The following is a 16,954-nucleotide window of genomic DNA, read 5'->3' as shown; positions in this document are numbered from 1 at the left end:
CATGCAGGCGTTCCTGGATATTTTCGACATCTATTTGCTGGAGGCCGTGATCAACGGCATCCTGCTCGGCGGCGTGCTGGCGCTGCTCGCGCTCGGGCTCAACCTGATCTTCGGCGTCATCGACGTCACCTGGATCTGCTACGCCGAGCTGGTGATGATCGGCATGTATGCCATGTATTTCATGGTGCAGTATTACGGCCTCAGCTATTTCATTGCGGCGCCGCTCACCGTTCTGCTGGTCGCGCTGCTGGGTGCGGCGCTGCATTATCTCGTGATCGCGCCGCTCCTGACCGCGCCGCCGATCAACCAGCTGCTGGCGACCGGCGGGGTGCTGTTCGTGCTGCAGAGCTTTGCCACCGTCGCCTTCGGCATCGACTTCCGCAATCTCGGCATCCGCCTGCCGGTGCTGGCCTTCGGCGACATGAATTTCAGCTATGCGCGGCTGCTGTCGTTCCTGGCCGCGCTGGTCGGCATGGTCGCGGTCTACCTGTTCATGACGCGCACCTTCACTGGCACCGCGATCCGCGCCATCTCGCAGGACCGCCAGATCATGGCGCTGATGGGCGTGGATACGAAGCGGATCTATCTCATCACGTCAGCCATTGGCGGCGGGCTGGCCGGGCTCGCCGCGTGCTTGCTGGTCCTGCAATATGACGTGCACCCCTTCGTCGGTCTCTCCTTCGGGCCGATCACCTTCCTGATCTGCGTGCTCGGCGGCCTCGGCAATTTCATCGGTGGCTTCATCGCCGCCTTCGTCTTCGCCGAGATCATCTCGCTTGGCGGGCTGTTCTCCGACCTCGAATGGGGCTACGTGCTCGCCTTCGCCTTCTTCATCGTCATGATGTTCATCCGGCCCGCGGGCCTGCTCGCGAGGCGCCGATGATCGGGCAGGGAAGGCTTGCGGCTTGGGGAATCGGGCTGGCGGCGCTGGTCGCGTTGCCGTTTCTGTATCGCGATCCCTACCATCTCCACATCCTCGTGCTGATCCTGATCTGGTCGTTCGCCTACACGTCCTGGTCGATGATGGGACGGTTCGGCCTCGTCTCGCTCGGCCATGGCGGCTTCATGGGGATCGGCGCCTATGTCACCGCGCTGCTCTGGAATCATCTCGGCTGGTCGCCCTGGATCGGCATTCCCATCAGCATGGTCGCGGCAGGCGCGCTGGCGCTGATCGTCGGCTATCCCTGCTTCCGCTTCCGCATCACCGGGCATTATTTCGTGCTGGTGACGCTGGCGCTGTCGGGCATCGTGCTCCAGGTCATCACGGCGACGCGCGACTACACCGGCGGCTCGCTCGGCTACACGCCGAACCGGGCGTCCGGCAACAAGCTGCTGGCGCTGCAATTCGACGACAAGACGACGTGGTACCTGATCGCGCTCGGGGTCTGGCTGTTCGGCATCGTGGTCTGGCACTGGGTCGACCGCAGCATGGCCCGCTACGCGCTGGAGGCGATCTCGGAGGACGAGGACGCAGCGGCCGCCGCCGGCGTCGACGTCACCGCCGAGAAGCTGAAGATCACGCTGCTCAGCGCGCTGATGACGGCGCTCGCGGGCGCGATCTACTGCCAGTACCAGATGTTCATCACGCCCGACACGGTCAGCGGCATCGCCGTGTCGCTGCAGATGGTGTTCGCGGCCATCGTCGGCGGCCTGTTCGTCTCGCTGGGGCCGACCTTCGGCGCCATCATCACCATTCTCCTGGCCGAGACCTTGCGCATCGGCTTCGGCACCAAGGCGGTCGGCTGGGACAACCTCGTCTACGGCGTGCTGCTGGTGCTTTTCATCATATTCCTTCCCAAGGGCATCCTTGGTAGCTTGCTCGACCGATTGAAGCCGCAACGCAAGGTGCCCCGCGCTCATGAGCAAGAAGCCGTCCAAATCGCTCGCCCAGGAGCTTGATCGCTACATCACGCCGTTCCGCTATGACGGTTCGGGCAAGTTCCACCTCAAGGCGCACAAGACCAACGAGAAGGGCGATCTCGACAAGGAGAAGGCGCAGGAGCTGCTCGACGCCAACAAGAAGCGGCTGATCGAGTTTCAGGAGAAGCTCTACGCCCAGGACCGCTGGTCGCTGCTGATCGTGTTCCAGGCCATGGATGCCGGCGGCAAGGACAGCGCCATCAAGGCGATCTTCGAGGGCATCAACCCGCAGGGCTGCGAGGTCCATGCCTTCAAGGCGCCGAGCAGCAAGGAACTCGATCACGACTTCCTCTGGCGTCATATGATCGCGCTGCCCGAGCGCGGCCGCATCGGCATCTTCAACCGCTCGCATTACGAGGAATGTTTGGTGACGCGCGTGCATCCGGAGATCCTTGCCAAGGAGAAGCTGCCGCAGAAGCTCGTCACCAAGAGCATCTGGAAGGAGCGTTTCGAGGACATCTCGGCGTTCGAGCGCTACCTCTGCCGCAACGGTACCGTGGTGCTGAAATTCTTCCTCAACGTGTCCAAGGACGAGCAGCGCGAGCGCTTCCTCGACCGGCTGGAGGACCCGGCCAAGCAGTGGAAGTTCTCGATGGACGACATCAAGGAGCGCGCGCTGTGGCCGCGCTATCAGGCCGTCTACCAGGACATCGTCCGGCACACGGCGACCTCCCACGCGCCCTGGTATGTCGTGCCGGCCGACCACAAATGGTTCGCGCGCGTCGTGATCGGCTCGGTGATCAATGCTGCGCTCGAGAAGCTCGACCTCAAGTTTCCGCGCGCCGACAAGGCCTCGCTGCGGGAGTTCGACGAGGTGCGCAAGGCGCTGGAGCAGGAAGAAAAGAAGGGCAAGACGAAAAAATCGTGAAACAACCCCATGCACAGTAGCCGGCGACAGCAAAATCAACGGCTTGCTGATGGGGCGGGAAGGGCTTTCGACGTTGCGAAATCATCTTGTCGTGTCGGGCAAAACAGGGCGATGAAGTCATCGTTTTTCCCCCGCTGCATCCGCGCTGCGATGGTGGAACTGGTGCGTCCAATTGTGATCACTCACATCACTGATCCCGCTTGACAGTTTTGTGTCACAGGAGGACCATGTTCGTGGTCGCCAACAAGCGACGCGTAACGTCCATCTCAGAGCAAGGGGAGGTCTATGACTCCACCTCCGCAAATCCAGCCGCGTTAAGTGCGATGGAGCTCGTTCGGACTATCGCATAGCGGCAGAAACCGCGAACGGCACGCCGGGTCAAGGTTTAGCGGGCTGCATCAGTAAGGCAGAGCCCCTACCTTCCCGGCGCTGTATTTTGCATCACGTCAATCGTGTCGGCTGGCCGCGACGAGGCCGCCGTGCAGAGTGCCTTTTGACATCCCGCTTTTCTCCTCCTCCTCCTCGCTGTCATTCCGGGCTGGCGCCCGGAATGACAGGCGGGCGATTGCAGATGAGCTGTGCACTCGGGGCGCGCTGGGTCTCCCCATCATCATGGCGGCTTCCTGTCGCTTGCAGAATGGCGAAACGCGTTCCATCGGCATGTGAGAGCCGCTGAAGCGCGGGTTCCCCATCTTCGCATTGCGGCAAATGCCAAGAGAATGTCGTCCCGCTGGCCAACTTCCGACACAGCGCGGGGGCGAATAACGGCCATCCGACATGACGCATGTGCTTCGGCGGTGACGGTCCCGACGCCGCCGGCGCATTCATTTTTCCAGGGAATCCTCGTGTCGCACAAGCTTGCCCCGGCGTTCCTCGCTGCTCTCTTCCTCGCGATCTTTTCTCTCTCCGGCGTCCGTGCCGAGCCGGTCCGGCCGGCGACGAACAATGCTGCTGCCTTGTCGCCCGATGAAGCCAAGCGCGCGCTGGACACGCTCCAGGACGACAGGAAGCGCGCGCAGATGATCGATACGTTGCGCGCCATCGCCAATGCATCCGGTCCGCAGCAGAATGCGCCGCCCGCACCCGAGCAGAAGTCGCCGATCCCGCTCTCGGCCGACGGTCTCGGTGCGCAGCTTCTGCTCACGGTGTCCGAGGAGATCGGCGATATCTCGAGCGAGATTGCCAGCGTGGCGCGGACCATCACGCATTTCCCGGCGTTCTACTACTGGATCGTGCGGACCGCGAACGATCCTGCGGCTTATAACCTTCTGATCGAGATCGCCTGGAAGCTTGCCTTGGTGGTCGGTTGCGCGCTCGCGGCCGAGTGGGTGCTGTTCCGCCTGATCCGCCGCCCGGTCGCGTTTCTCGAGGAACGCGTGCCGCAAGCCGCGCATCTTCCGGCGCAGGTATTGCCGATTGCCGATCCGCCGTCGTCGGTTGCCGACGTCACCCCCGCGCCCGAGCTGAACAAGCGCCGCCACAGCCTGGCGCGGGTCTGGCAGGTCATGCTGCGGCTGCCCTACGTGTTCGGCCGTCTGGTCCTCGAATTGCTTCCCGTGCTTCTCTTCGTGGGTGTCGCGACGGCGCTGCTGGGCACCGAGATCGGCCAGCCCACCACCGTTCGTCTCGTCATCCTTGCGGTCGTCAACGCCTATGCGTTCTCGCGCGGGCTCATTTGCGTGGTTCGGGCACTGGCGGGGCCGTTCGGGCTGTTTCCGGTCCGCGCCGAGACCGCGGCCTATGTCGAGATCTGGGCGCGCCGCATCGTCGGCGTCGGCGTCACCGGTATCGCTTTCGCCAATGTGGCGCTGTTGCTCGGCCTGCACCGCGCCGGCTACGCCGCGCTGCTGCGCATGGTGATGCTGGTCGTGCACCTCTTCGTCGTCGTCATCATCCTGCAATGCCGCCGCCAGGTGGCCGACGCCATCCGCGCGCCCGCCGAGCGGCAGGGCATCGCCGCACGTTTGCGCAACCGCATTGCCGGCGGCTGGCATTATCTTGCCATCGCGCTCGATCTTGCGCTGTGGGCGGTGTGGGCGCTCAACATCCGCAACGGCTATTCGCTGCTGCTGCAATATTTCGTCGGCACCATCGCCGTCGCGCTGATCACGCGCGTTGCCATCATGGTGACGCTGAGCCTGATCGACCGCGGCTTCCGCATCAAGCCGGAGATCCTGCAGCGCTTTCCGGGCCTCGAGATCCGTGCCAATCGCTATCTGCCGCTGCTGCGCAAGATCGTCTCCGGCGTGATCGCCTTCATCGGCTTCGTGGCAGTTCTCGAGGTCTGGGGCGTGGATGCCATCGTCTGGTTCTATGGCGGCCAGATCGGCAGCCGGCTGATCTCGGCCGTGGTGACCATCGGCCTCGCCGTGTTCATCGCAGCGGCGATCTGGGAAGCCAGCAACGCGCTGCTGGACCGTCAGATCAACACGCTGTCGCGCGACGGGCACTATGCCCGCGCCGCGCGCCTGCGCACCTTCCAGCCGATGCTGCGCACCGCGCTGCTCTGCCTGATCGCCACCGTCGTCGGCCTCACCGCGCTCAGCGAGATCGGCGTCAATGTCGCGCCGCTGCTGGCGGGCGCCGGCATCGTCGGCATCGCCATCGGCTTCGGCTCGCAGAAGCTGGTGCAGGATCTCATCACCGGGCTGTTCCTGCTGCTGGAGAACACGGTGCAGGTCGGCGACAATGTCAGCGTCTCGGGGCTGTCGGGCGTGGTCGAGAATGTGTCCATTCGAACGATACGTCTGCGCGCGGGCGACGGCGCCGTGCACATCGTGCCGTTCAGCGCGGTCACGACCATCACCAATGCCAGCCGCGGCGCCGGCAACGCCTCGGTCAGCGTCAACGTCGCCTACAAGGAGGACACCGACCGTGCCGGCCAGATCCTCAAGGAGATCGTCGAGGAGATGCGCCGCGAGCCGGATTTCCGCGCGCTGATCCGGGGCGATCTCGACCTCTGGGGCATCGACAAGGTCGACGGCGCGATGGTCTCGATCGTCGGCCAGATCCGCTGCACCGAAGCCGGACGCTGGCCGGTCCAGCGCGAATTCAACCGCCGCATGAAGCTGCGCTTCCAGCAGCACGGCATCAATGTCGCCTCCGCCACCCAGACCATCCTGATGCATATCGCGCCGCCGGCCGATGGCGCCGCCAACCTGACGCCGCGGCGCGCAGCCGGATAGCGATCAACTTACCGCTTGTCTCGGCCCGTCCGGCAGCGTTCACTCGCCCTCCAGCCCGCTGACGACATGCGGGCGGCAAAAAGGGGGAGAGGCTGATGCGGGGGCTTTGGGCCGTGTTGCGCGGTCATGTGATCGTCGTTGGCGCGTTGATCGGGTGCGCGATGTGGTGGGCACCGGCAGGCGCCCAGTCATCGCGCCCGATCACCCTCATCGTGCCGTTCGCGGCCGGTGGCCCGACCGACACGCTGGCACGGATCCTGTCGGAACGGATCGCCGCCGAGCTGCACACCACCGTCGTGGTCGAGAACGTGGCAGGCGCGTCAGGCAGCATCGCGGGCGCGCGCGTGGCACGCGCTGCGCCCGATGGCACCACGATCACGATCGGCCATTGGGGCACCCATGTGCTGAACGGCGCGATCTTCAAGCTGCCCTATGACGTCGTCATCGATTTCGAGCCGGTCGCGATGATCGCGATGGGCACGCAGCTCATCGTCGGCCGGAAGTCGCTGGAGGCGAACAATCTGAAGGAGATGATCGCCTGGCTGAAGGCCAATCCCGGCAAGGCCACCGCCGGGACGGCCGGCGCCGGCACGGGCGCACATGTCGCCGGCGTGTTCTTCAAGGACAAGACCGGCACCGATTTCCAGTTCGTGCCCTATCGCGGCGCAGGGCCCGCGATGATCGATCTCGTCGCCGGCCAGATCGACATCATGTTCGACCAGGCGTCGAACTCGCTGCCGCATGTCAAGAGCGGTGCGATCAAGGCCTTCGCCGTGACCTCGCCGACGCGGCTTGCCTCTGCGCCCGACGTTCCGACCGTCGACGAAGCGGGTTTGCCGGGACTTTATATTTCCTATTGGCACGGCATCTGGGCACCGAAGAACACGCCGAAGGAGATCGTCGGCAAGATCAACGCGGCGATCGTCGCCGTGCTGGCCGATGCCGCGGTCAAGCAGCGCTTTGCCGAACTGGGGCAAGAGATACCACCGCCCGACCAGCAGACACCCGCAGCGCTCGCCGCGTTTCAGAAGGCCGAGACCGACAAATGGTGGCCGGTCGTGAAGGCAGCCAACATCAAGCCGGAATAGCTCGCGGCGTTAACCTTTGCGTCTCGCGCGGCTGCGAGTCGTTCGCGCAAATCTCGCTGCGGTGCGAGATCACAATCGAGGCCCCGGTCGCTACGTCCTTGATCTCGAAGAAGCGCTGGCCGACAATGCGCGCGGTTCAATGTGAAGCTTTCTTTGGGGGAATTCGTGAATAGACCTGCCCGGGTCGTTGCCCAATCGACCTCGACCAATCCGCCGCAAGGCATGGCGCTGCTGCGCGATCCCTTGCTCAACAAGGGCACTGCCTTCACGGAATCCGAGCGCGCCGCACTCGGCCTGCGTGGCCTGCTGCCGCCATGCGTGCTGACGATGGAGACGCAGGCGCAGCGCGTCCTCACCAATCTGCGCACGCTGCCCACGGACCTGGAAAAATATGTCGCGCTGAACGCGCTGCATGATCGCAACGAGGCGCTGTTCTTCCGCGTCGTCGTCGACAATATCGACGAGATCCAGCCGATCATCTACACCCCGACGGTCGGGCTCGCCTGCCAGAAATACGGCCTGATCTTCCAGCGGCCGCGCGGCATGTTCATTTCCTCGCGCGACCGCGGCCAGATCGCCGAGCTCCTGAAGAACTGGCCCTATCAGGCCAAGCTGATCGTCGTCACCGACGGCGAGCGCATTCTGGGACTTGGCGATCTCGGTGCCAACGGCATGGGCATTCCGGTCGGCAAGCTGTCGCTCTATTCGGCCTGCGCCGGCGTGCATCCGGAAGCCTGCCTGCCGATCGTGCTCGACGTCGGCACCAACAACGAAGAGCTGCTGAACGATCCCTATTATCTCGGCCTGCGCGAGCGGCGGCTCACGGGCGAAGCCTATGACAGCTTCGTCGACGAGTTCATGACGGCCGCGCGAAAGACGTTTCCGGGCGTGCTGATCCAGTTCGAGGATTTCGCCAATCATTCGGCGTTCAAGCTGCTGCATAAATATCGCGATGAGGCCTGCGTCTTCAACGACGACATCCAGGGCACCGCGGCGGTGGCGCTCGCCGGCCTGTTCTCGGCCCTGCGCATCTCCGGCGGCAAGCTGAAGGACCAGAAGATCCTGTTCCTGGGCGCAGGCGAGGCGGCGACCGGCATCGCCGATCTCGTGGTGTCCGCGATGATGGCGGAGGGGGCTTCCGAGGCGGACGCGCTCCGGCGCAACTGGCTGGTGGATTCCCGCGGCCTCGTCGTCGGCGGCCGCGAAGGCCTCTCCGGCCACAAGCTGCGCTATGCGCACACCGGCCAGGCGCCGATCTCCGACTTCCTCACCGCGATCAAGACGCTGAAGCCGACGGCGATCATCGGCGTGGCCGCGGTCGGCGGCGCCTTCACGCCGGAAGTGCTCAAGGCGATGGCCGAGCTCAACGAGCAGCCGATCGTGTTCGCGCTCTCCAATCCGACCTCGAAGGCCGAATGCTCGGCGGAAGATGCCTATCGCTACACTGAAGGACGCGCGCTGTTCGCCTGCGGCAGCCCGTATGATCCGGTGACGCTGAACGGCCGCAGCTTCGTGCCGCGCCAGGGCAACAACTCCTACATCTTCCCCGGCGTCGGCCTCGGCGTCATCGCCAGCGGCTCGAAGCTGGTGACGGATGAGATGTTCATGGCGGCCGCCCATACGCTGGCCGATTGCGTCGGCAAGGAGGACCTCGCGCAAGGCAGTCTCTATCCGGCGCTGCCGCGCATCCGCGAGGTCTCGGTCCGCATCGCCGCGGCCGTTGCCGACGTCGCCTATCAGCGCGGCCTCGCGGATGGACCGGCGCCCAACGACGTCAAGGCGCTGGTGCAGTCCCAGATGTACGAGCCGCATTACTGACGTCGCCAGACCAACAGGCGATCAGCGCAAGAACACCCAACTGTAGTCAGGCGCCACCCGGACCTCCGGCGGGCGCCTGATCTCGCTGTGAGGCGCGCCGGCGCGGGCCCATCTGTCCCGATTCTGGACGCATCACTGTGGTGGAATCGTCACAGCCGGTGCGAAACGGCGGCGGCCCCACGCCCGCTTTTGTTCCGACAAGGTTTGGCCCTCATTGCCCACCGAAAATCCGCCCCAGTTCGGAAGGGGCGTACCATGTCTTGCATCGCACGTGCCGAAACTGCCCGGATTTCCCCAGCAGCCGCATCCCGGCTGCTGCTCGCCATCATCGCTGCCGCCTCGCTTGCCGCCTGCGCGCAATCGCCGGTCGGCCGCCAGAAGGCGGATCTCGCGACGACCAGCCGGCAGGCCGCGGTCGAGCGGCCGCACCGGGTGGCGGCGCTGCATCCAAGGCCGATCAGCCGGGCGCGCGTTCCCGAGGCGCCGGGCGAGGCCAAGCAAGCCTCGCACGGCGTTGCCAGCTTCTATTCGGACACGGAGACGGCGAGCGGCGAGAAGTTCGACCGCAACGAACTGACCGCGGCGCATCCGAGCCTGCCGTTCGGCACGAAGCTGCGCGTCACCGACGTGTCCTCCGGCCGCTTCGTCACCGTCAGGGTCAACGATCGCGGCCCCTTCGTCCGCGGCCGCGTGGTCGACATCTCGCCCTCCGCAGCCGAGGCGCTCGGCATGGTCGACAAGGGCATCACCAATGTCCGGCTCGACGTGGTGCAGTGAGTTGGAGACATCGCGTTCGGCCCGCCGCTTAACCGGCTGTTAGCGGCTTCTCAAGCACCATGCGTGTCCAGACAATTTGGGGCTGTTGGGGAGGCGGGCGCTTGAAGACGATCCAGTATCTCGAAGATCAGGCCGCCCGCGCCGAACGGCTCGCCAAACGGATCACCGATACGCTGACGATCGAAAAGCTCCAGACCTTCGCCGACGAACGCCGCCGCGAGATCGAGGTCATGGCCGGCAAATATCGCCGCGCATAACGCCCGTAAACCATGCTCTGAACGCATTCGTCCTCTCCGAAACGCGCGGAACTTCTTGGCCTCTCCTGCGTCATATGGGCAGTGGAGAAAGAGGAGGACACCATGGGTTTTGGACGAGGTGCTTTGCTTTGGTTGCTTGGCGTGCCGCTGCCGATCGTTCTGCTGCTGGCGTTGTTCTGGCACCACTGAGGTTTCACACCACGCGAAAAGCGCCGCAGCAGCGGCGCTTTTTTGTTGTCCGCGCAAAGGCGCGAGGTGCTTTCAGGCAAACGTGCGCGACGCGCTATCGGGAATGGCTCTCGACGAAGTCGCTGAGATAGTCCGGCAGCCTCACGCCGTCGATATCGCAGCGTGCACGGATCTCGCCGGCGACATCGATCGAGATGTCCTTCATCCAATGCTCGAGCGTGTTGAACGAGATCACCTTGACGGGATCGTTGAAGCATCCGGCGACGAGCTCGCCGATCGTGGCTTCGAGATCGTTCCGTTCGACACGGATCTCGGTCGCCTTGTCGCGGCGGTCGATCACCACGAACAGGGTCTGGTCTGCGCCATAGGGCACGACGGGAGATGATGGGCCAGCTTCAAGCATCCTCAGGGCACTCGCGACTTGGCTTTCCGGACTTCGATCCCCATTAACGGGAAAATCCGGAAGAAGGTTCCAGCGCGATTTTCGGAAAGGCCGTTAGAGGAATTCCCTCAGGCGCGAGAGTTCGAGGACGTGCTCGGGCGAGAGGATTTCGGTGACGAGCGGCGGCTGCGCCGCGGTGCGGATCTCATAGAGGTGCCGGGTTGTCGCCGGCTTGTCCATGAACGCCGAGATGCAATCGTCGAGCGTGCCTTCGATGACCTGGTAAGGCTCCCGGTCGGGCTGACGCTGATTGCCCAGTGACGGCCATTTGTTCAGCACTGCAAGCGCACCGAAATCGACCTTTGACTCCGCAACCGCGTCCCCCATCGTCCCGCCTCACGCAAAAAACGCCCCAGCACGCGGGTCCGCGTGCCGGGGCCTACACCTGTCGCTGCATCTCAATGCCACAACGCCTCAACGCGGCGGTCGGCAAAAGGTTCCCGCCCCGCCGCGTCGCGTTCAGCTCGCAGCCGCGGCGATCTTGTGCCCCGGGCTGGCGTGGCCGTGGCCGTGATCGTCGCTGCTGCTGATCTTGGGCGGAAGCCCTGCGAAGCGCCGCAAGGCCTCCGCCATCTGCACCCGACCGGGCACGCCCGTGATCACCACGTCGACCATGGTGTAGGACGAGTGGAAATGGCCGTGGGCCTTCAGCTGCTCGACCGGGACGCCCGCCGCCGACATCGCCTCGGCATAGGCGATGCCCTCGTCGCGCAGCGGATCGAACTCGCAGGTCGCCACGAAAGCGGGCGGCAGCCTGTCGACCTTGCCGCGCAGCGGCGAGACGCGCGGATCGGTGCGGTCGGCCGGCGAGCAGTAGAGGTCCCAGAACCAGAACATCAGCGAGCGCGTCAGGAAATAGCCCGTCGCATTGTCGTTGTAGGAGGGACGGTCGAAGCTGCAGTCGGTGACCGGGCAGATCAGGAGCTGGCCGGCGATCTCGGGCCCGCCGCGATCGCGCGCGAGCTGGCAGGTGACGGCGGCGACATTGCCACCGGCGCTCCAGCCCGCGACCAGCACCGGGCCCGACCTGCCGCCGAGCTCGGTGGCGTGCTCGGCGATCCAGCGTGTTGCCGCGTAGCCATCCTCGGCCGCAGTCGGGAAGCGATGCTCCGGCGCGTGACGATAGCCGACGCTGACGAACATCATGCCGGTCCGCCGCACCATGTCGCGGCAGAACGGCTCGTCCGACTGCTCGTCGCCGAGCACCCAGCCGCCGCCGTGGAAATAGACCACGACCGGATGCGGCCCGGGCGTTGCAGGCTTGTAGATCCGGTAAGGCAGCGCGCCGCCGGTGACGGGCAGGGTGCCGTCGACGATGTCGCCGATCAGCCGACCCGCGGGCCGGCCCTTGTTGAACTCGTTCACGAAGGCGCGCGCGCCTTCCGCTCCCATCGACTCGATCGGCGGCAGGTTGAGGGTGGCCAGGAGGTTGAGCACCAGCCGCACGTCCGGCTGCAGGCGGACCACCTCGCCGTCATTGCATTGCGTGGCGCCGTTGGGGCCGGTGAGCTTGAAGCCGAGCATGCCGCGGCTGGTGACCTCGTCGCAGATGCTGCGATAGGGGCCGACGCCGCCGGTATAGGGCATCAAGGCGTGCACCTTGCCGGGAACGTTGGCGCCCGTGTACCAGGTGTTGGCTAGCCGGTGCAGCGTCAGCATCGCGCAGTCGGCCATGTGCCTGTTCCAGCCGGCTTGCGCCGTCTCGGTCGGCTCCATCGTGGTGAAGCCGGCATCGCGCAGAGCGGCCAGGCGGTCGACCACCCAGTCGACATGCTGTTCGATCGACACCGCCATGTTCGACAGCACCGACGGGCTGCCGGGCCCGGTGATCATGAAGAAGTTCGGGAAGCCCTCGACGGTGAGACCGAGATAACTCTGCGGCCCCTGCGCCCAGACGTCGGTGAGCGATTTGCCGCCGCGCCCGGTGATCGGATGCACGGCGCGGATCGCGCCGGTCATGGCGTCGAACCCGGTCGCGAACACGATGACGTCGACGTCGATGCCGCGCTTGGACGTGGTGATGCCGTTCGCCGTGATTGCCTTGATCGGTTCCTGGCGCAGATTGACCAGCGTGACGTTGGGCCGGTTGTAGGTCGCGTAGTAATTGGTGTCGAGACAGGGACGCTTGGCGCCGAAGGGATGATCGTCCGGCATCAGCGCCGCCGCCGTTTCGGGGTCCTTGACCGCCGCGCGGATCTTCTCGCGGATCAAATCCTGGACGATCTTGTTGCCGTCGACGTCGACGGCCTGGTCGGCCCAGAGCTGCGTCAGGATATGGACGAGATCACCGGCGGCCCAGGCGCGTTCGAACCGCTCGCGTCGTTCGGCATCGCTCAATTGCCAGCTCACGACGGTCTGCTGCGGATAAGGCACGCCGGCCATCGACTGGCGCGCCTGCTCGCGATAGGCGGCGCGGTCGCTCGTTAGCAGGCTCATGCGGTCCGACGGCGCCGGGCCGTTATGCGCGGGTAGCGCGAAGTTCGGCGTGCGCTGGAACACGGTGAGATGCGCGGCCTGCTCGGCGATCAGCGGGATCGACTGGATCGCCGACGAGCCGGTGCCGATCACGGCGACGCGTTTCCCTGCGAGATTGACGCCGCCATGCGGCCAGCGTCCGGTGAAATAGATCTCGCCCTTGAAATCCTTGACGCCCTCGATCTCCGGCGGCTTCGGCGCCGAGAGGCAGCCGGTCGCCATGATGTAATGGCGGCAGGAGACAGGCGGCCCGTTGTCGGTGGTGATCAGCCAGCGCTGGGCCTTCTCGTCCCACCGGGCTTCCGTGACCTTGGTCTTGAAGCGGATGTCGCGCCTGAGATCGTAGCGGTCGGCGACGAAGCCGAGATAGCGCAGGATCTCGGGCTGGGTGGCGTATTTCTCCGACCAGGTCCAGGCCGTCTCGAGCTCGGGATCGAACGTGTAGCTGTAGTCGATGGTCTGGATGTCGCAGCGCGCGCCGGGGTAGCGGTTCCAGTACCAGGTGCCGCCGACGTCGTCGGCCTCTTCGAGGGCGACGGCCGAGAAGCCGGCCTTGCGCAGGCGATGCAGGAGATAGAGGCCGGAAAATCCGGCGCCGACCACGGCGACGTCGACCTGCTGAGCGGTTCCGCGTTCCTCGGAGGCACGTGTAGCAACCATCGCGTCAGACATGGCATTCCTCCCGTATGTTTCGTTTTGCCGGCAGGCTATCGCTGCAGGTTCAGCTTGTCATCATAGCAAGTGCAATCTTCGGTGGTTGTTTGCGGCGGCATCGTGGCCACGTGAATGTTGCGGCGCTACACGCATCGCGATGCACAATGGCCGTGATCACCCGGGCTAATCATGCCCGATCCGCCTGTGTATGCTTGCGGTTACAAGCCACGCGTAGCGACCGAGCGTCATGCCAGAGTTGAGTGAGCGGACCAAAGCGAACATGGACGTCGTCCTGGAGGAGACCTGCCGCCAGCTGCCGCATGGCGGCGATCACGACAGCCGCAGATTCATCGCCGAGCGTCTGATCGAGGCCGCGCAGGCGGGGCACTCCACGCTGGGTGAGCTCGGCATCATCGCGCGGCGCGCGCTGGCGGAGATCCTCGCAAAGCGCGGTGAGTGAGCCGTCAGGCTTGCCTCGTGGCGCGCCGCGGACATAACCTCACGGAAACGTTTCCGCGCATCGAAATGCCCAGAAGATGCGATCCCTGCTTGCGCTCATTGCGGCTTCCGCATTCCCCTTGCTCGCCGGCTCGGCCACGGCCCAGCCGGTCGGACAGTTTCCATTTGCGCTGACGCGCGAAGGACAAATGCTCGGCGCTGTCGAAGGCGAGGTGGCCTCGTTCAAGGGGCTCGCCTACGCGGCGCCGCCAGTCGGCGCGCTGCGCTGGCGTCCGCCGCAGCCGACGCCCGAGAACTCGGAGATGCACACCGCCTACGAATATGGCGTGGCGTGTCTTCAGCCGGCGCGGCGTGAGGCGAGCGAGGATTGTCTCACGCTGAACGTGTTCCGCCCCTTCGGGGTCGACGGCCCGCTGCCGGTGATGATGTTCATTCACGGCGGCAGCTTCATCGGTGGCACCGCGAACGAGCCGCTGTTCGACGGCGCGAGGCTTGCGCAGGCCGGCCTCATCGTGGTGACCGCCAATTACCGCCTCGGCGCGCTCGGCTGGCTGGCCGATCCCGCGCTCTCGGAAAGCGGCTCCGGCAATTACGGCCTGATGGATCAGATCGCCGCGCTGCATTGGGTTCACGACAACATCGCGGCCTTCGGCGGCAACCCTGATAACGTCACCTTGTTTGGCCGTGACGCCGGCGCGAGGTCGATCGCGCTTCTGATGCTGTGTGCGCAAGCGCGCGGTCTGTTCCAGAAGGCCATTCTGCAATCGATCCCCGCGCGCGCCCGGTTGCGATCGGCGCAGGAGGCGGAAACGATCGGCCGGCAGTTCGTGGCGGTGTTGGGATCGCCGGCGGATGCACGCGCCGTCGAACCGCGACGCCTGCTCGCCGCCGAAATCCGATTGCTGGAGACATCGCGGCGCAGCTTCGCGCCGATGCTGGATGGCAGTCTGGTGACCGAGGACATTGCCGCGGGTTTTGCCGCCGGACATCAAAGCCGCATTCCCCTGATCATCGGCTCGAACGGCGACGAGACCGGTTTCGACAGCGAGCTCGACATCAAGGAGGAGGTCGCCTCGTCGGGCATCACGAGCGATGAGCTGCGCAAGCTCTATCCCGACCTCGCCAGGCCTTCCGACCTTGCGGCACGGCTCTATACCGACAAGGTCTTTTCCGAGCCCGCACGGTTGCTGGCCCGTCTGCACGCCGCAAGCGGCGCGGCAACCTTCCGCTATCGCTTCGCCTATGTGCCCGAGGCCCGGCGCGCAAACCCCGAGGGCGGGCAGGGGCGGGAATTGCAGTTCATCTTCGGCGTGGAGGGCGTGCCGGGAGCGGGCATCCTCGCGCGCGGCGATCGCGAGGTCGCAAGCCGCATACGGTCCTATTGGATCAACTTCGCCAGGACCGGCGATCCCAACGGTCCCGATCTGCCGCGTTGGGATGGAGCCGCAAGCCGCGACCGCCTGCTGCTGATCACGAACGATCGCATCGCGAGCGGCGACGATCCCTTGGCGGAGCGTCTCGACCGGCTCGCGCGCTAGCGCGACAAGAATGAAGCGGATTTACGCCGCGAGCTCGACGCGCGGAGCCGGCGTCAGCCGGTCTTCCTCCAGATAGTCCACCGCGCCGTCCTTCTCGACGGCGTAGAACTGCTGGCCTTCGCGCGACTTGAAGGCGGCGCGGACGATGCCGCGGCGGCCCTTGTCACTGTTGACGACGTCCCCCAGCGCAAACTTCCTCATCTCACGTCTCACTTGTCTTCAGGCCGACTGCTTCGGCCACGGCCCGATTTTGGGCGGCAAATCGTTAACGACTTGCTAACCATGCCGGTTTGCCTATGCTCGCCGCCGGTCGCGCGGAACTGGCGCGCGTATTGCCATTGAGGCGAGCCCGATGACGCGATTTCCGACCCTGTTCTTGTCGCATGGCGGCGGCCCCTGGCCGTTCATGGAGGACAGGCGGGTGCAATATGCCCGGACCGCCGAGGAGTTCGGCCGGTTGCCGCGCTTGTTGCCCGAACGCCCGAAGGCGGTGCTCGTCATCACCGGGCATTGGGAGGCCGATGCCTTCACCGTGTCGACCTCGGCGCATCCGCCGATGGTGTACGACTATTACGGTTTCCCCGAGCATACCTACCACCTCAAATATCCGGCGCCGGGCAAGCCGGAGCTTGCGGCGAAGGTGAAGGCGTTGCTGGCCGGCGCCGGCGTCGACTGCCACGAAGATCCCAATCAGGGTTTCGATCACGGCACCTTCGTGCCGCTCGGCCTGATGTATCCGAACGCCGACATGCCGATCGTGCTGCTCTCGCTGAAATCTGCTTACGACGCGGCCGAGCACATCAAGGTCGGGCAGGCGATCGCCTCGCTGCGAGACGAGGGCATCTTGATCGTCGGCAGCGGGCTGACCTATCACAACATGCGCGGCTTCAACCGGCCGGAGTCCAAGCCGGTCTCCTACGATTTCGAGGCCTATCTGAACGAGGCGATCAGCAATCCGGATCCGGCCCGCCGCAATGCGATGCTGGTGGATTGGGAGACCGCACCGAGCGCGCGCCTCGCGCATCCCCGCGAGGACCATCTGCTGCCGCTGATGGTCGCCGCCGGCGCGGCGGGCAGCGACGTCGGCAAGCGCGTCTTCGTCGACGAAGTCGCAGGCGTCGCGATGGCGTCGTATGTGTTTGGATAGTCGTAGCATCGTAGGGCGGATTAGCGTCAGCGTAATCCGCCGTCCTGCCGCAGCAAAGGTGGCGGATTACGCCTTCGGCTAATCGTACTGAGTCAGCCGGTCGCAGTAATTTTGGCTGAGAATCAAGTATTTGTGGA

The 16,954-nt window shown here is 65.2% G+C and carries 15 protein-coding genes; 11 read left to right on the top strand and 4 right to left on the bottom strand.

Annotation, left to right across the window (positions count from 1 at the left end):
* Position 1 precedes the first annotated feature (1 nt).
* The 8 genes from Q0743_RS29420 to Q0743_RS29385 all read left to right on the top strand — a co-directional run bounded on the left by Q0743_RS29420 (position 2) and on the right by Q0743_RS29385 (position 9,913).
* Positions 2–883, top strand: coding sequence for a branched-chain amino acid ABC transporter permease (locus tag Q0743_RS29420; protein WP_298244952.1), 882 nt, complete (start codon positions 2–4; stop codon positions 881–883).
* The gene (locus Q0743_RS29415) at positions 880–1,899 is read left to right on the top strand and encodes a branched-chain amino acid ABC transporter permease (RefSeq protein WP_298244951.1); all 1,020 of its coding nucleotides are present in this window, start codon (positions 880–882) and stop codon (positions 1,897–1,899) included. The genes Q0743_RS29420 and Q0743_RS29415 overlap by 4 nt, the downstream gene beginning before the upstream one ends.
* Positions 1,859–2,788: a polyphosphate kinase 2 family protein gene (locus tag Q0743_RS29410; protein ID WP_298244950.1), complete on the top strand. Its 930-nt coding sequence runs from the start codon at positions 1,859–1,861 to the stop codon at positions 2,786–2,788. Before Q0743_RS29415 ends, Q0743_RS29410 begins: the two co-directional genes overlap by 41 nt.
* An 845-nt stretch (positions 2,789–3,633) precedes the next feature.
* The gene (locus tag Q0743_RS29405; RefSeq protein WP_298244949.1) at positions 3,634–5,973 is read left to right on the top strand and encodes a mechanosensitive ion channel domain-containing protein; all 2,340 of its coding nucleotides are present in this window, start codon (positions 3,634–3,636) and stop codon (positions 5,971–5,973) included.
* A 95-nt stretch (positions 5,974–6,068) separates the two neighbouring features.
* Positions 6,069–7,061: a tripartite tricarboxylate transporter substrate-binding protein gene (locus Q0743_RS29400; RefSeq protein ID WP_298244948.1), complete on the top strand. Its 993-nt coding sequence runs from the start codon at positions 6,069–6,071 to the stop codon at positions 7,059–7,061.
* Between the two features lie 165 nt (positions 7,062–7,226).
* Positions 7,227–8,879: an NAD-dependent malic enzyme gene (locus Q0743_RS29395; protein ID WP_298244947.1), complete on the top strand. Its 1,653-nt coding sequence runs from the start codon at positions 7,227–7,229 to the stop codon at positions 8,877–8,879.
* 255 nt (positions 8,880–9,134) lie between these two features.
* On the top strand, positions 9,135–9,656 hold the full coding sequence (locus tag Q0743_RS29390; protein WP_298244946.1) for a septal ring lytic transglycosylase RlpA family protein: 522 nt from the start codon (positions 9,135–9,137) through the stop codon (positions 9,654–9,656).
* 101 nt (positions 9,657–9,757) lie between these two features.
* Positions 9,758–9,913 carry a hypothetical protein gene (locus Q0743_RS29385; RefSeq protein WP_298244945.1) on the top strand — a complete coding sequence of 52 codons (156 nt, stop codon included), beginning with the start codon at positions 9,758–9,760 and terminating at the stop codon, positions 9,911–9,913.
* Between the two features lie 283 nt (positions 9,914–10,196).
* Here the strand turns inward: Q0743_RS29385 and Q0743_RS29380 are convergent, their stop codons facing one another.
* The 3 genes from Q0743_RS29380 to Q0743_RS29370 all read right to left on the bottom strand — a co-directional run bounded on the left by Q0743_RS29380 (position 10,197) and on the right by Q0743_RS29370 (position 13,691).
* Positions 10,197–10,505, bottom strand: coding sequence for a hypothetical protein (locus Q0743_RS29380; RefSeq protein WP_298244944.1), 309 nt, complete (start codon positions 10,503–10,505; stop codon positions 10,197–10,199).
* 93 nt (positions 10,506–10,598) lie between these two features.
* The gene (locus Q0743_RS29375) at positions 10,599–10,871 is read right to left on the bottom strand and encodes a hypothetical protein (RefSeq protein WP_298244943.1); all 273 of its coding nucleotides are present in this window, start codon (positions 10,869–10,871) and stop codon (positions 10,599–10,601) included.
* A 132-nt stretch (positions 10,872–11,003) separates the two neighbouring features.
* Positions 11,004–13,691 carry an alpha/beta hydrolase fold domain-containing protein gene (locus tag Q0743_RS29370; protein WP_298244942.1) on the bottom strand — a complete coding sequence of 896 codons (2,688 nt, stop codon included), beginning with the start codon at positions 13,689–13,691 and terminating at the stop codon, positions 11,004–11,006.
* Positions 13,692–13,953: 262 nt separating this feature from the next.
* Here Q0743_RS29370 and Q0743_RS29365 point away from each other — a divergent pair, with 262 nt between their 5' ends.
* Both Q0743_RS29365 and Q0743_RS29360 read left to right on the top strand, forming a co-directional pair.
* Positions 13,954–14,133 (top strand): hypothetical protein, encoded by a 180-nt coding sequence (locus Q0743_RS29365; protein WP_245444573.1) that lies wholly within the window; start codon positions 13,954–13,956, stop codon positions 14,131–14,133.
* 76 nt (positions 14,134–14,209) lie between these two features.
* Positions 14,210–15,670, top strand: a complete 1,461-nt coding sequence (locus Q0743_RS29360) for a carboxylesterase family protein (protein ID WP_298244941.1) — start codon at positions 14,210–14,212, stop codon at positions 15,668–15,670.
* A 21-nt stretch (positions 15,671–15,691) separates the two neighbouring features.
* Here Q0743_RS29360 and Q0743_RS29355 read toward each other — a convergent pair whose 3' ends face one another.
* A complete protein-coding gene (locus tag Q0743_RS29355) occupies positions 15,692–15,871 on the bottom strand; it encodes a hypothetical protein (protein ID WP_097665084.1) in 180 nt (59 codons plus the stop codon).
* Positions 15,872–16,022: 151 nt separating this feature from the next.
* On the opposite strand from Q0743_RS29355, the gene Q0743_RS29350 reads away from it, so the two are divergent.
* Positions 16,023–16,817 (top strand): class III extradiol ring-cleavage dioxygenase, encoded by a 795-nt coding sequence (locus Q0743_RS29350; protein ID WP_298244940.1) that lies wholly within the window; start codon positions 16,023–16,025, stop codon positions 16,815–16,817.
* Positions 16,818–16,954: the final 137 nt, after the last annotated feature.

Source organism: uncultured Bradyrhizobium sp., from assembly GCF_936943645.1.
Lineage (GTDB): Bacteria > Pseudomonadota > Alphaproteobacteria > Rhizobiales > Xanthobacteraceae > Bradyrhizobium.
This window is presented reverse-complemented; position numbering and strand designations above follow the sequence as displayed.

Bases quoted from the DNA above. Each gene is read 5' to 3' on its own strand.
- Q0743_RS29420 (WP_298244952.1), top strand. From the start codon at position 2: ATGCAGGCGTTCCTGGATATTTTCGACATCTATTTGCTGGAGGCCGTG.
- Q0743_RS29415 (WP_298244951.1), top strand. From the start codon at position 880: ATGATCGGGCAGGGAAGGCTTGCGGCTTGGGGAATCGGGCTGGCGGCG.
- Q0743_RS29410 (WP_298244950.1), top strand. From the start codon at position 1,859: ATGAGCAAGAAGCCGTCCAAATCGCTCGCCCAGGAGCTTGATCGCTAC.
- Q0743_RS29400 (WP_298244948.1), top strand. From the start codon at position 6,069: ATGCGGGGGCTTTGGGCCGTGTTGCGCGGTCATGTGATCGTCGTTGGC.
- Q0743_RS29390 (WP_298244946.1), top strand. From the start codon at position 9,135: ATGTCTTGCATCGCACGTGCCGAAACTGCCCGGATTTCCCCAGCAGCC.
- Q0743_RS29380 (WP_298244944.1), bottom strand. From the start codon at position 10,505: ATGCTTGAAGCTGGCCCATCATCTCCCGTCGTGCCCTATGGCGCAGAC.
- Q0743_RS29375 (WP_298244943.1), bottom strand. From the start codon at position 10,871: ATGGGGGACGCGGTTGCGGAGTCAAAGGTCGATTTCGGTGCGCTTGCA.
- Q0743_RS29370 (WP_298244942.1), bottom strand. From the start codon at position 13,691: ATGTCTGACGCGATGGTTGCTACACGTGCCTCCGAGGAACGCGGAACC.
- Q0743_RS29365 (WP_245444573.1), top strand. From the start codon at position 13,954: ATGGACGTCGTCCTGGAGGAGACCTGCCGCCAGCTGCCGCATGGCGGC.
- Q0743_RS29360 (WP_298244941.1), top strand. From the start codon at position 14,210: ATGCGATCCCTGCTTGCGCTCATTGCGGCTTCCGCATTCCCCTTGCTC.
- Q0743_RS29355 (WP_097665084.1), bottom strand. From the start codon at position 15,871: ATGAGGAAGTTTGCGCTGGGGGACGTCGTCAACAGTGACAAGGGCCGC.
- Q0743_RS29350 (WP_298244940.1), top strand. From the start codon at position 16,023: ATGACGCGATTTCCGACCCTGTTCTTGTCGCATGGCGGCGGCCCCTGG.